11 protein-coding genes are annotated in these 13672 nt (G+C 54.5%); 9 read left to right on the top strand and 2 right to left on the bottom strand.

What is annotated here, in order from left to right; genetic code table 11:
• Nucleotides 1-92 precede the first annotated feature (92 nt).
• Nucleotides 93-2114, top strand: coding sequence for a DNA helicase Rep (gene rep / locus V1566_RS02160; protein WP_211438826.1), 2022 nt, complete (start codon nucleotides 93-95; stop codon nucleotides 2112-2114).
• Between the two features lie 62 nt (nucleotides 2115-2176).
• Here rep and gppA read toward each other — a convergent pair whose 3' ends face one another.
• A complete protein-coding gene (gppA, locus tag V1566_RS02155) occupies nucleotides 2177-3661 on the bottom strand; it encodes a guanosine-5'-triphosphate,3'-diphosphate diphosphatase (RefSeq protein WP_395304945.1) in 1485 nt (494 codons plus the stop codon).
• Nucleotides 3662-3666: 5 nt separating this feature from the next.
• A complete protein-coding gene (rhlB, locus tag V1566_RS02150) occupies nucleotides 3667-4935 on the bottom strand; it encodes an ATP-dependent RNA helicase RhlB (protein ID WP_023309646.1) in 1269 nt (422 codons plus the stop codon).
• Between the two features lie 144 nt (nucleotides 4936-5079).
• Here rhlB and trxA point away from each other — a divergent pair, with 144 nt between their 5' ends.
• The 8 genes from trxA (at nucleotide 5080) to rffA (ending at nucleotide 13671) form a co-directional block, all read left to right on the top strand.
• Nucleotides 5080-5409 carry a thioredoxin TrxA gene (trxA, locus tag V1566_RS02145; protein WP_006179218.1) on the top strand — a complete coding sequence of 110 codons (330 nt, stop codon included), beginning with the start codon at nucleotides 5080-5082 and terminating at the stop codon, nucleotides 5407-5409.
• A 345-nt stretch (nucleotides 5410-5754) separates the two neighbouring features.
• Complete coding sequence (gene rho / locus V1566_RS02140) at nucleotides 5755-7014, top strand: transcription termination factor Rho (protein WP_001054528.1); 1260 nt, start codon at nucleotides 5755-5757, stop codon at nucleotides 7012-7014.
• Between the two features lie 238 nt (nucleotides 7015-7252).
• Nucleotides 7253-8356: a UDP-N-acetylglucosamine--undecaprenyl-phosphate N-acetylglucosaminephosphotransferase gene (wecA, locus tag V1566_RS02135; protein WP_395304944.1), complete on the top strand. Its 1104-nt coding sequence runs from the start codon at nucleotides 7253-7255 to the stop codon at nucleotides 8354-8356.
• Nucleotides 8357-8369: 13 nt separating this feature from the next.
• Nucleotides 8370-9416, top strand: a complete 1047-nt coding sequence (gene wzzE / locus V1566_RS02130; protein WP_047652205.1) for an ECA polysaccharide chain length modulation protein — start codon at nucleotides 8370-8372, stop codon at nucleotides 9414-9416.
• Nucleotides 9417-9472: 56 nt separating this feature from the next.
• On the top strand, nucleotides 9473-10603 hold the full coding sequence (wecB, locus tag V1566_RS02125; RefSeq protein WP_395304943.1) for a non-hydrolyzing UDP-N-acetylglucosamine 2-epimerase: 1131 nt from the start codon (nucleotides 9473-9475) through the stop codon (nucleotides 10601-10603).
• On the top strand, nucleotides 10600-11862 hold the full coding sequence (gene wecC, locus V1566_RS02120) for a UDP-N-acetyl-D-mannosamine dehydrogenase (protein WP_395304942.1): 1263 nt from the start codon (nucleotides 10600-10602) through the stop codon (nucleotides 11860-11862). The genes wecB and wecC overlap by 4 nt, the downstream gene beginning before the upstream one ends.
• Nucleotides 11859-12536, top strand: coding sequence for a dTDP-4-amino-4,6-dideoxy-D-galactose acyltransferase (gene rffC, locus V1566_RS02115; RefSeq protein ID WP_395304941.1), 678 nt, complete (start codon nucleotides 11859-11861; stop codon nucleotides 12534-12536). Before wecC ends, rffC begins: the two co-directional genes overlap by 4 nt.
• A gap of 4 nt (nucleotides 12537-12540) precedes the next feature.
• Nucleotides 12541-13671: a dTDP-4-amino-4,6-dideoxygalactose transaminase gene (rffA, locus tag V1566_RS02110; RefSeq protein WP_395304940.1), complete on the top strand. Its 1131-nt coding sequence runs from the start codon at nucleotides 12541-12543 to the stop codon at nucleotides 13669-13671.
• Nucleotide 13672 lies beyond the last annotated feature (1 nt).

Here is a 13672-nt window from a genome sequence, read left to right as displayed (position 1 = left end):
ACGCGATTTCTCCACTTTATCATTAGCCGGTAAATCTGCGCCCGGCTTTCTGCTACAATCCACACCCCGTTCGAAGATTGAGCAACACTCCCATGCGTTTAAACCCTGGACAACAACAAGCGGTCGAATTCGTTACTGGACCATGCCTGGTGCTGGCAGGGGCCGGTTCGGGTAAAACCCGTGTGATCACCAACAAAATCGCCCATCTGATCCACAACTGCGGATATCAGGCGCGCCACATTGCGGCGGTCACCTTTACCAATAAAGCGGCGCGCGAGATGAAAGAGCGTGTCGGTCAGACGCTGGGCCGCAAAGAGGCGCGCGGCCTGATGATCTCCACCTTCCACACGCTGGGGCTGGATATCATTAAACGCGAGTATGCGGCGCTGGGAATGAAGTCCAACTTCTCGCTCTTTGATGATACCGATCAGGTGGCGCTGCTCAAAGAGCTCACCGAGGGGCTGATCGAAGATGACAAAGTGCTGTTGCAGCAGCTGATCTCGACGATCTCGAACTGGAAAAACGATCTGATGACGCCGGCCCAGGCCGCGGCGATCGCCAAAGGTGAACGGGATCGGATTTTCGCCCACTGCTACGGTCTGTACGATGCGCATATGAAAGCGTGCAACGTGCTGGACTTTGACGACCTGATCCTGCTGCCCACGCTGCTGCTGCAGCGCAATGAAGAGGTACGCGAGCGCTGGCAGAATAAAATCCGCTACCTGCTGGTGGATGAATATCAGGACACCAACACCAGCCAGTACGAGCTGGTGAAGCTGCTGGTGGGGCAGCGCGCGCGTTTCACCGTGGTAGGCGACGACGACCAGTCGATTTACTCCTGGCGCGGTGCGCGCCCGCAAAACCTGGTGCTGCTGAGCAAAGATTTCCCCGCCCTGCAGGTGATTAAGCTGGAGCAGAACTACCGCTCCTCCGGGCGTATCCTGAAGGCAGCAAACATCTTGATTGCCAATAACCCGCACGTATTTGAGAAGCGTCTCTTCTCCGAACTGGGCTACGGCACGGAGCTGAAAGTGCTCAGCGCCAACAATGAGGATCATGAAGCGGAGCGCGTGACGGGCGAACTCATCGCGCACCACTTCGTCAACAAAACCGAATATAAGGATTATGCGATCCTCTATCGCGGCAATCACCAGTCGCGCGTCTTTGAAAAGATGCTGATGCAGAACCGCATTCCGTACAAAATCTCGGGCGGCACGTCGTTCTTCTCACGACCAGAAATCAAAGATCTGCTGGCCTATCTGCGCGTGCTCACTAACCCGGATGACGACAGCGCGTTTCTGCGCATCGTGAATACGCCAAAACGCGAGATTGGCCCGGCGACGCTGCAAAAGCTCGGCGAGTGGGCGATGACCCGCAACAAAAGTATGTTTACCGCCAGCTTCGACATGGGGCTGAGCCAGACGTTAACCGGGCGCGGGTATGACTCGTTAACCCGCTTCACCCACTGGCTCGGTGAAGTGCAGCGTCTCGCGGAGCGCGAGCCGGTGGCGGCAGTACGCGATCTCATTCACGGCATCGACTATGAGTCCTGGCTGTATGAAACCTCAGCCAGCCCGAAAGCGGCTGAGATGCGCATGAAAAACGTTAACCAGCTCTTCAGCTGGATGACCGAAATGCTGGAAGGCTCTGAAATCGACGAGCCAATGACCCTGACGCAGGTGGTCACCCGCTTTACCCTGCGCGACATGATGGAGCGCGGCGAGAGTGAAGAAGAGGCCGATCAGGTTCAGTTAATGACGCTGCATGCGTCAAAAGGGCTGGAGTTCCCGTATGTGTATCTGGTCGGCATGGAAGAGGGATTGTTGCCGCACCAGAGCAGCATTGATGAAGATAACGTCGACGAGGAGCGCCGCCTGGCCTACGTGGGGATCACCCGTGCGCAGAAAGAGCTGACGTTCACGCTGTGTAAAGAGCGCCGCCAGTATGGTGAACTGGTACGCCCGGAGCCGAGTCGTTTTCTGCTGGAACTGCCGCAGGATGACGTGATTTGGGAACAGGAGCGCAAAGTGATTACCGCAGAAGAGCGGATGCACAAGGGGCAGGCCAACGTGGCAAACATCCGCGCCATGCTGGCAAAAGCCAAAGAGAAATGATAGGTCCGCAGGAACCTGTAGGCCGGGTAAGGCGAAGCCGCCCCCCGGCAAGGTTCAGCGTATTACTTTACCTCAAGCACCCAGTGCACATAGCTCTGCCACTGGCACTCCTGTTCGATCATCTCGGCCCCTAACGGGTGACGATCAATCCAGTTCTCCGGCAGCGTCAGCGAAAGCTTCTCGTCATCGGCCACCAGATTAATGGCGGGCAGCAAATCATCGCGGCGGCGGCTGGCAAACAGGATCGCCAGACGCAGCAGGCGGCACAGATGCTCGGCCACGCGCGGCGGGACGGCGTTTTGCTGATGCAAAGAGGAGAGATCGACGGTATTGGTCTGGTTCAGCAGCAGCGTTGCGAGCAATTTTTTCTGCGCAGGTGTATAGCCCGGTAAATCAAGGTTTCGGACCAGATACGCTGCGTGAGCTGGTGCCTGTTTAAAATCAATGCTCAGCCCCACTTCATGTAGCGCGCAGGCGCTCAGCAATAAATCCCGGCTCAGATGATCAAGATCCCAGACGTTAGCGACCTGATCGGCGAAGCGTGACGCCAGCTGCGATACACGTCCTGCCTGATCGATATCAACCAGAAAACGACGCTGCACGTTGCGCAGGGTACGGCTGCGGATATCCTGATCGACCGACAGATGTAACATCCCGTAGACCAGACCTTCGCGCAGCGCGCCGCCGGCCAGGGTCATACACTGGATGTTCAACTCGGTGAAAATGGCGATAAGAATGGCCAGCCCGCTCGGGAAGACCAGCGCGCGTTCCAGCGTCAGGCCTTCAATTTCCAGCTCTTCCAGGCGTCCGCACTGAATAGCGCGCTGTTTCAGCTGCTGAAGTTTAGCAAGCGTAATCCGCTCGTCCATTCCCTGCGCCATCATGATTTCCTGCAGAGCCTGCACGGTACCCGAGGCACCCACGCAGACTTTCCAGCCGTGATAGCGCAGCTCGTCCATCACCGGGCGTAACACCTCGCGCGCGGCGTTTTCTGCCTCGTCGAAGTTCTCTTTCCCCAGGTTCCGATCGGTAAAGTAGCGCTCAAGCCAGGTCACGCAGCCCATCGACAGGCTGAACAGCGACGTTGCCTGCGCGCCGGTGCCGGTAACAAGCTCGGTACTGGCACCGCCGATATCCACCACCAGGCGACGATCGTCACCCCCCGTGGTGTGTGCAACACCCTGATAAATCAGGCGAGCTTCTTCTTCGCCGCTGATAACCTGAACCGGACAACCGAGAATTTCCTGCGCCCTGGCAATAAAATCCACGGCGTTAACCGCCAGGCGGAGTGTCGCAGTGGCGACCACGGTGATTTGGGCATGCGGGATATCCTGCAGACGCTCGGCAAAGAGTCGCAGACACTGCCAGCCACGTTCCATGGCTTCAGGTGAGAGGTGATTGTCACTGCTCAGGCCCGCCGCGAGGCGGACCTTGCGCTTGATGCGCGTCAGCGTTTGTATGCTTCCCGCCACCTCGCGCACAACCAGCATATGAAAACTATTCGAACCGAGATCAATTGCCGCATAAAGCGAGGTGGAGCTGAGCATATTTTTTAACCTGAACGACGACGATTACGCGGTGCGCCGCCTGAACGACGCGGACCATTTCCGGAGCGTGGGCGGGTTAGACGCTTAGGCGGCGGCAGTTCGCTTAACAGCGCTTCCGGATTGTATTTACTCTGCGGAATAGAGTGACCGATATAAGTCTCAATGGCTGGAAGATTCAGCGCATACTCTTCACACGCAAGGCTAATCGAGTGACCGCTTGCGCCCGCACGACCGGTACGACCGATACGGTGTACGTAGTCTTCGCAGTCGTCTGGCAGATCGTAGTTAAAGACGTGCGTCACGGCCGGAATGTGCAGACCACGAGCAGCAACGTCGGTTGCGACCAGAATATCGAGATCGCCACGGGTAAATTCTTCAAGAATACGCAGGCGTTTTTTCTGCGCCACGTCGCCGGTCAGCAGGCCAACACGGTGACCGTCTGCAGCCAGATGGCCCCAGATGTCTTCACAACGGTGTTTGGTGTTCGCAAAGATAATGGCGCGATCTGGCCACTCTTCTTCAATCAGCGTTTGCAGCAGACGCATTTTCTCTTCATTGGAAGGATAGAAGAGCTCTTCTTTAATGCGGTGACCCGTTTTCTGCTCAGGTTCCACTTCTACATATTCGGCGTTGTTCATCTGTTCGAACGCCAGTTCGCGAACGCGGTATGAGAGGGTTGCAGAGAACAGCATATTCAGACGCTGATTGGCCGGAGGCATACGGCGGAACAGCCAGCGGATGTCTTTAATGAAGCCCAGATCGTACATGCGGTCAGCTTCATCGAGCACCACAACCTGGATTGCGCCGAGGTTGATGTGGTTCTGTTTAGCGTAGTCGATAAGACGGCCGGTGGTACCGATCAGGATATCCACACCGCTTTCCAGTACTTTCAGCTGTTTATCGTAGCCGTCGCCGCCATAGGCCAGGCCAAGCTTCAGGCCGGTAGACTGCGCCAGGGGTTCAGCGTCTGCGTGGATCTGTACCGCCAGTTCTCGCGTCGGGGCCATAATTAGCGCGCGCGGCTGGTTAACTTTGCGGTCTGCAATCGCTGGGTGAGAAAGTAAATAATGAAACGTTGACGTTAAAAACGCCATCGTTTTGCCGGTACCGGTTTGCGCCTGCCCGGCAACATCGCGACCGGCCAGCGTCAGCGGCAGCGCGAGGGCCTGAATGGGCGTGCAGTTATGAAACCCTTTATTTTCAAGGGCTTCAATCACCTTCGGGTGCAGCGCGAAGTCGGAAAACTTCTGTTCTGTTAAATGTGTTTTGCTCATAGTGTGGTAGAATATCAGCTTACTATTGCTTTACGAAAGCGTATCCGGTGAAATAAAGTCAACCTTTAGTTGGTTAATGCGACATCAACACGTCGTTGGTGGAGACAAAACCAACGTACCAGGCTTATTCCTGTGGAGTTATATATGAGCGATAAAATTATTCACCTGACTGACGACAGTTTTGACACGGACGTACTTAAGGCTGACGGGCTGATCCTCGTCGATTTCTGGGCTGAATGGTGCGGTCCTTGCAAAATGATCGCCCCGATTCTGGATGAGATCGCCGACGAATATCAGGGCAAACTGACCGTTGCCAAGCTGAACATCGACCAGAACCCGGGCACCGCACCAAAATACGGTATCCGTGGCATCCCAACCCTTCTGCTGTTCAAAAACGGCGAAGTGGCAGCGACCAAAGTAGGCGCGCTGTCCAAAGGTCAACTGAAAGAGTTCCTGGACGCTAACCTGGCGTAAGGTTTCTCCGCTGTGCGTTCAGAGCTCCCGGCTAAATGATGTGGAACTCTGGACGCCCGGCTGAAGTCGTGCTAAGTTACCTATGACTTCGTTTTAAACATATCTTGTTGTTTGAATCTTGTTTTACCCGATACTTCCCGTTGTTGACATGAACAGTGCGTGAAGTGGCTAAATTCCGGGCTTGTCACTCAATCCGTCTTGTCGTTTCAGTTCTGCGTTCTTTCCCTGTGACCAGACAGCGAACAGACATGAGTTGATGGCCGCTAAACAGGCATGGATGACCCTGCCATACCATTCACAACATTAAGTTCGAGAATCACCCCGAGTTTAAGAACCCACACCATTATGAATCTTACCGAATTAAAGAATACGCCGGTTTCTGAGCTGATCACTCTCGGCGAAAATATGGGGCTGGAAAACCAGGCTCGTATGCGCAAGCAGGACATCATTTTCGCCATCCTGAAGCAGCACGCTAAGAGTGGCGAAGATATCTTTGGCGACGGTGTGCTGGAGATATTGCAAGACGGATTTGGTTTCCTCCGCTCTGCAGACAGCTCCTACCTCGCCGGCCCTGACGACATCTACGTATCCCCTAGCCAAATCCGCCGTTTCAACCTCCGCACTGGTGACACCATTTCAGGTAAGATTCGTCCTCCTAAAGAGGGTGAACGCTACTTTGCGCTGTTGAAAGTTAACGAAGTTAACTACGACAAACCGGAAAACTCGCGTAATAAGATCCTCTTTGAGAACTTAACGCCGCTGCACGCGAACTCTCGCCTGCGCATGGAGCGTGGTAACGGTTCTACCGAAGACTTAACCGCACGTGTTCTGGATCTGGCATCACCAATTGGTCGTGGCCAGCGTGGTCTGATTGTGGCACCGCCAAAAGCGGGTAAAACCATGCTGCTGCAGAATATCGCGCAGAGCATCGCCTACAACCACCCAGACTGCGTGCTGATGGTGCTGCTGATTGACGAACGTCCGGAAGAAGTGACCGAGATGCAGCGTCTGGTTAAAGGTGAAGTGGTTGCTTCTACCTTCGACGAGCCAGCCTCTCGCCATGTTCAGGTTGCGGAAATGGTTATCGAGAAGGCGAAACGCCTGGTTGAGCACAAGAAAGACGTGATCATCCTGCTCGACTCCATCACCCGTCTGGCGCGTGCCTACAACACCGTGGTTCCGGCGTCCGGTAAAGTGTTGACCGGTGGTGTGGATGCTAACGCCCTGCATCGTCCGAAACGCTTCTTTGGTGCTGCACGTAACGTGGAAGAGGGCGGCAGCCTGACCATCATCGCGACGGCGCTGATCGATACCGGTTCAAAAATGGACGAAGTGATTTACGAAGAATTTAAAGGTACAGGTAACATGGAACTGCACCTCTCTCGTAAAATCGCCGAAAAACGCGTCTTCCCGGCTATCGACTACAACCGTTCCGGTACCCGTAAAGAAGAACTGCTCACCACGCAGGAAGAACTGCAGAAAATGTGGATCCTGCGCAAAATCATCCATCCAATGGGTGAAATTGACGCGATGGAGTTCCTCATTAACAAACTGGCGATGACCAAAACCAACGACGATTTCTTCGACATGATGAAACGCTCGTAACGCAAATAAAGCCAGCGAACGCCACGTTTTTACGTGGCGTTTTTCTTTTATGGACTATACGCTAGTACCACCTACTCCCAATTTTGACGTGTAGGTGCGACAATAAGACGATTCGTAGAGTAAAAACATTAATAGCTTGAATAATATACAAATGAGGTCACAAGAGGTTTACTTTTACCTTCGGGCTATGAGCCTTCGTGGTTATACTTCCGAGACTAACATTTGTTGAGAATCCATTGTGAACCTATTCGATACGTTTACTGATCTAACCAGTATTTTTTTATTCACCACCTGTTTTCTGTTTGTTGCGCGTAAGGTGGCGAAATACGTGGGGTTAGTGGATAAACCCAACTTCCGGAAGCGCCATCAGGGCATGATCCCCCTGGTGGGCGGTATCTCTGTTTTTGCTGGTATTTGCTATGCCTTCGCGATTGCTGACTACTATGTTCCGCATGTCAAATTATATCTGATGTGTTCAACGGTGCTGGTCATCATCGGCGCGCTTGACGATCGTTATGACATCAGCGTTAAAATCCGCGCCTTTGTGCAGGCTGCGGTTGGCATTGCCATGATGGTCTCAGCAAAACTCTACTTGAGTAGCCTCGGCTACATTTTTGGCTCCTGGGAGATGGTGCTTGGCCCGTTTGGCTATTTTCTGACGCTTTTTGCAGTGTGGGTCGCGATCAATGCTTTCAACATGGTGGATGGTATTGATGGTCTATTGGGAGGACTGTCATGCGTTTCATTTGCCGCGATCGGTTTTATTTTATGGTTCGATGGGCAATATAGTCTTGCCATGTGGTGTTTCGCCATGATTGCTGCCATCCTGCCTTATATTCTGTTAAACCTTGGTGCGCTGGGTCGTCGCTATAAAGTCTTTATGGGGGATGCGGGCAGTACGCTCATTGGATTTACCATCATCTGGATTTTGTTGGAAACGACTCAGGGTCAAGTCCATCCTATCAGTCCTGTGACCGCATTATGGATTATCGCTATCCCGTTAATGGACATGGTTGCGATTATGTATCGCCGCCTGCGTAAAGGTATGAGTCCCTTCTCAGCTGACCGACAGCATATTCATCATTTGATCATGCGAGCAGGATTCACCTCACGGCAGGCATTTGTGTTGATCACACTGGCGGCTGCTATTCTTGCGGGGGTTGGTGTTGCGGCAGAATATGCACATATTGTTCCTGAATGGGTTATGTTGGCATTATTCTTGCTGGCATTTTTCCTGTACGGCTACTGCATTAAGCGCGCATGGAAAGTAGCGCGATTTATTAAACGTCTTAAACGCAGGATGCGTCGTAACAGTGGCAAAAATACAACATTAACTAAGTAAAACCGGGACTATGATGACTCAACCGTTGGCGGGAGCGAAATCAGTGGTAACTGAGAATGAACTGGATATTCGGGGTTTGTTTCGCGTGTTATGGGCAGGCAAACTTTGGATTGCGGGGATCGCGCTGGGGTTTGCACTGTTAGCGCTGGCCTATACGTTCTTTGCAAAACAAGAGTGGAGCGCCACGGCAATCACGGATAAACCAACGGTTAACATGCTCGGGGGATACTATTCCCAGCAGCAATTCCTGCGAAACCTGGATATCAAAGCCAGTCTTGCGACGCCAGACCAGGCCTCCGTTATGGATGAAGCCTATAAAGAGTTTGTGATGCAGCTGGCTTCATGGGATACCCGCCGCGACTTCTGGTCCCAGACGGATTACTACAAGCAGCGCCGGGTTGATAATACAAAAGCCGATGCCGCCCTGCTGGACGATCTGATCAACAATATTCAGTTTATGCCGGGCGACGCGCTGCGTAACGTGAATGACAGCGTCAAGCTGATCGCAGAAACCGCGCCGGATGCCAACAACCTGTTGCGTCAGTACGTCGCGTTTGCCAGCCAGCGTGCCGCAAGCCATCTTAACGAAGAGCTTAAAGGTGCCTGGGCGGCTCGTACCATCCAGATGAAAGCGCAGGTGAAGCGTCAGGAAGAGGTAGCGAATACCATTTTCGGTCGCCGCGTGCATAACATTGAGCAGGCGCTGAAAATTGCGGAGCAGCACAATATTTCCCGTACTGAGACGGACGTGCCGGCTGATGAACTGCCTGACTCTGAAATGTTCCTTCTAGGTCGCCCTATGCTGCAGGCGCGTCTGGAAAACCTGAAGGCTGTCGGCCCTGATTTTGACCTCGATTACGATCAAAATCGCGCGATGCTCAATACGCTTAATGTCGGTCCATCACTGGACCCGCGTTTTCAGACCTATCGTTATTTGCGAACGCCTGAAGAACCTGTAAAACGCGATAGTCCGCGTCGTGCATTCCTGATGATTATGTGGGGGATTGTAGGCGCACTGACGGGCGCTGGCGTGGCGTTAACGCGTCGTCGCAAAAACTAAGAACGCCGTCTACGATGAAGGCTGCGGCCTTCATCGCCTAATCGAAGAGAATCGATGTGAAAGTACTAACCGTATTTGGCACCAGGCCGGAGGCCATTAAGATGGCACCTCTGGTTCATGCGCTGGCCTGCGATCCTGATATTGAAGCGAAAGTGTGCGTCACTGCCCAACACCGTGAGATGCTCGATCAGGTTTTAACGCTCTTTTCCATCGTCCCGGATTACGACCTTAATATTATGAAACCGGGACAAGGGTTGACGGAGATAACCTGTCGTATTCTGCAAGAGCTTAAGCCGATCCTCGAGTCATTCAAGCCCGACGTGGTGCTGGTACACGGTGACACCACCACTACCGTGGCGACAAGCCTGGCCGCGTTTTACCAGCGAATTCCTGTGGGGCATATTGAGGCGGGGCTGCGTACCGGTAATCTTTATTCGCCGTGGCCGGAAGAGGCCAACCGCACGTTAACGGGCCATCTGGCGATGTTCCACTTTGCGCCAACGGAAAACTCGCGTCAGAACCTGCTGCGTGAAAATATCGCCGACAACAAAATCTTTGTGACCGGCAATACGGTCATTGACGCGTTAATTTGGGTACGTGACCGCGTCCTGGCAAATAGCGATCTTCAGAAAGCGCTCGCTGCCCGCTATCCGTTCCTTCACAACGGCAAAAAAACCATTCTGGTCACTGGCCACCGACGCGAAAGCTTTGGCCGGGGTTTTGAGCAAATCTGCCATGCGCTGGCTGAAATCGCCGCGCAGAACGACGATGTGCAAATTGTCTATCCGGTCCATCTCAATCCTAACGTCAGCGAGCCGGTTAACCGTATCCTGGGCCATGTCGAAAATGTCCTTCTGATTGAACCTCAGGACTACATGCCGTTTGTCTGGCTGATGAATCATGCCTGGCTGATCCTCACCGATTCCGGCGGAATTCAGGAGGAAGCGCCATCCCTCGGCAAACCGGTGCTGGTGATGCGTGAAACGACCGAACGTCCGGAAGCTGTCAAAGCCGGTACGGTGCGTCTGGTCGGCACCAACGCACAGCTCATCGTCGAAGAGGTCACGCGCCTGCTGCACGACGATGAAACGTATCAGGCGATGAGTCGGGCCCATAATCCGTATGGAGACGGGCAGGCTTGTAGTCGTATTTTGCATGCACTTAAACACAATCGGGTATCTCTATGAGTTTTACTACCATCTCTGTCATTGGTCTTGGCTACATTGGCTTGCCCACCGCGGCGGCGTTTGCCTCTCGTCAGAAACAGGTTGTCGGTGTGGATATCAACGCGCGCGCGGTGGAAACCATTAACCGTGGTGAAATTCATATTGTGGAGCCCGATCTTGACCGCGTGGTGAAAGAGGCGGTGGAGGGGGGCTTCCTGCGTGCCAGCACGAGCCCAGTTGAAGCGGATGCCTACCTGATAGCCGTCCCCACCCCGTTTAAAGGTGACCACGAGCCCGACATGGCGTTCGTCGAGGCGGCGGCGAAATCTATAGCACCTGTGCTGAAGAAAGGGGCGCTGGTGATTCTGGAATCGACCTCTCCGGTCGGTGCTACCGAGCAGATGGCACAGTGGCTGGCCGACGCGCGCCCTGATTTACGCTTCCCGCAGCAGGCGGGTGAGCAGGCGGATATCAACATCGCCTACTGTCCGGAGCGTGTGCTACCGGGCCAGGTCATGGTCGAACTGATTAAAAACGACCGCGTCATTGGCGGTATGACGCCCGTCTGTTCCGAACGTGCCAGCGCGCTGTACAAGATCTTCCTGGAAGGCGAGTGTGTGGTGACCAACTCCCGCACCGCCGAGATGTGCAAGCTGACGGAAAACAGCTTCCGCGACGTCAATATCGCCTTTGCGAACGAACTGTCACTGATCTGCGCCGATCAGGGGATTAACGTCTGGGAGTTGATTAGCCTGGCGAATCGCCACCCGCGTGTCAACATTCTCCAGCCAGGTCCGGGCGTGGGCGGACACTGTATCGCCGTCGATCCGTGGTTTATCGTGGCGCAGAATCCGGCGCAGGCTCGCCTGATCCGTACCGCGCGTGAAGTAAACGACAGCAAGCCTCACTGGGTGCTCAATCAGGTTAAAGCGACGGTAGCGGATTGTCTGGCAGAGAGCGGCAAACGTGCCAGCGAGCTGAAAATTGCCTGCTTTGGTCTCGCATTTAAACCCAATATTGACGATCTGCGTGAAAGCCCGGCGATGGAAATTGCCGAGATGATTGCCGAATGGCACAAGGGTGAAACGCTGGTGGTTGAGCCGAATATTCATGAATTACCGGCTAAACTGGCGGGGCACTGCACGCTGACGGCGCTGGACGATGCGCTGGCGACGGCGGACGTGCTGGTGCTGCTGGTGGATCATAAAGAGTTTAAAGCGACGTCCGGTGATGCCGTACGTCAGCAGTATATTGTGGATACCAAAGGTGTCTGGCGTTGAACAGCCTGAAGGGGGTGCTCGAGTCCCTGCAGTGGGAGAGTGCCTTTTTCGGCCTGCCATCGGCCATCGTGCGTCTGCGCGATGATGCGCCGGTGCTGGCTGAATCGGATTTTATCGCCTGGCAACGAGTGCAGGCGAAGATCCCGGCGGAGCGCGCCGATATGCTTGATGCGCTCCAGCAGCATGGCTTTCAGCTGGTTGAAGGTGAGGTCGATCTTTCCATTACCCTCACCCGGCACGATGCGTCCGGCGCGGAAATGGCAACGGAGCAGGACATCCCCGTGCTGCGTCAGATGGCGACCCGGGCGTTTGCGCAGAGCCGCTTTCGTGCGCCCTGGTATGCACCTGACGATAGCGGACGTTTCTATGCTCAGTGGATAGAGAATGCGGTCAAAGGCATCTTTGACCATGTCTGCCTGGTTTTCCGTGCAGGGGACGGTCAAGTCCAGGGGTTCGTCTCGCTGCGTAAGCTCAACGAGCGCGAGGCGCGCATTGGCTTATTAGCCGGGCGCGGCATGGGTGAGAAACTCATGCAGGCGGCGCTTCACTGGGCGCAGCAGCAGCAGCTTGTGACGCTGCGGGTAGCGACCCAACTGGGCAACACCGCCGCGCTTAAACGTTATATTGCGAGTGGTGCCAACATCGACGCCACCGCCTATTGGTTATACAGGTGACAAGATGATTCCATTTAACGCACCACCCGTTGTCGGAACTGAACTCGACTATATGCAGTCTGCCATGGGCAGCGGCAAACTCTGTGGTGACGGCGGTTTTACCCGTCGCTGTCAGCAGTGGATGGAACAGCGTTTTCGCAGCGCCAAAGTGCTGCTGACCCCGTCCTGTACGGCATCGCTGGAAATGGCGGCACTGTTGCTGGATATTCAGCCCGGTGATGAAGTAATTATGCCGAGCTATACCTTCGTTTCCACCGCGAACGCCTTTGTCCTGCGCGGAGCGAAAATCGTCTTTGTGGATATCCGCCCGGATACCATGAACATTGATGAGACGCTGATTGAAGCAGCGATCACTGACAAAACGCGCGCGATCGTGCCGGTTCACTACGCGGGCGTGGCCTGTGAAATGGACACCATCATGGGCATCGCTAAAAAACATAATTTGTTCGTGGTGGAAGATGCCGCGCAGGGCGTGATGTCCACCTACAAGGGGCGCGCCCTGGGCACTATCGGCCATATCGGCTGCTTTAGCTTCCACGAAACCAAAAACTACACGGCGGGTGGAGAAGGTGGCGCGACGCTGATTAACGACCGGGCTCTCGTGGAGCGTGCGGAAGTGATCCGCGAAAAAGGCACCAACCGCAGCCAGTTCTTCCGGGGTCAGGTAGACAAATACACCTGGCGCGATATCGGCTCCAGCTATCTGATGGCGGATCTGCAGGCGGCGTATCTGTGGGCGCAGCTGGAAGCGGCGGAACGTATCAACCTGCAGCGTCTTTCCCTGTGGCAAACGTATTACGATGCGCTTGAGCCTCTGGCCAAAGCCGGGCGTATTGAACTGCCGACCATCCCGGCAGATTGCGTCCACAATGCGCATATGTTCTACATTAAGCTGCGCGATAACGATGACCGCAGCGAGCTCATCGCCTGGCTGAAAGAGGCCGAAATTTTGGCGGTGTTCCACTATATCCCGCTGCACTCCAGCCCCGCGGGCGAAGCGTTCGGCACGTTTGCGGGTGAAGATCGCTACACTACCAAAGAAAGTGAGCGTTTGCTTCGTCTGCCACTGTTCTACAACCTCGCGCCTGTGAACCAGCGCACGGTGATTAATACCCTTCTGAGTTATTTCGGCTGAT

Origin of the sequence: Enterobacter sp. ECC-019 (genome assembly GCF_043974075.1) — a bacterium.
GTDB classification, from domain to species: domain Bacteria; phylum Pseudomonadota; class Gammaproteobacteria; order Enterobacterales; family Enterobacteriaceae; genus Enterobacter; species Enterobacter asburiae_D.
Note: the sequence above shows the minus strand (reverse complement) of the source record. Positions and strands in the feature narration are given on the sequence as shown.

What these genes read in the sequence shown, in the direction of transcription:
- wzzE (WP_047652205.1), top strand. Translation starts at nt 8,370, where the DNA reads ATGACTCAACCGTTGGCGGGAGCGAAATCAGTGGTAACTGAGAATGAA.
- rffA (WP_395304940.1), top strand. Translation starts at nt 12,541, where the DNA reads ATGATTCCATTTAACGCACCACCCGTTGTCGGAACTGAACTCGACTAT.
- rhlB (WP_023309646.1), bottom strand. Translation starts at nt 4,935, where the DNA reads ATGAGCAAAACACATTTAACAGAACAGAAGTTTTCCGACTTCGCGCTG.
- gppA (WP_395304945.1), bottom strand. Translation starts at nt 3,661, where the DNA reads ATGCTCAGCTCCACCTCGCTTTATGCGGCAATTGATCTCGGTTCGAAT.
- rep (WP_211438826.1), top strand. Translation starts at nt 93, where the DNA reads ATGCGTTTAAACCCTGGACAACAACAAGCGGTCGAATTCGTTACTGGA.
- trxA (WP_006179218.1), top strand. Translation starts at nt 5,080, where the DNA reads ATGAGCGATAAAATTATTCACCTGACTGACGACAGTTTTGACACGGAC.
- rho (WP_001054528.1), top strand. Translation starts at nt 5,755, where the DNA reads ATGAATCTTACCGAATTAAAGAATACGCCGGTTTCTGAGCTGATCACT.
- wecC (WP_395304942.1), top strand. Translation starts at nt 10,600, where the DNA reads ATGAGTTTTACTACCATCTCTGTCATTGGTCTTGGCTACATTGGCTTG.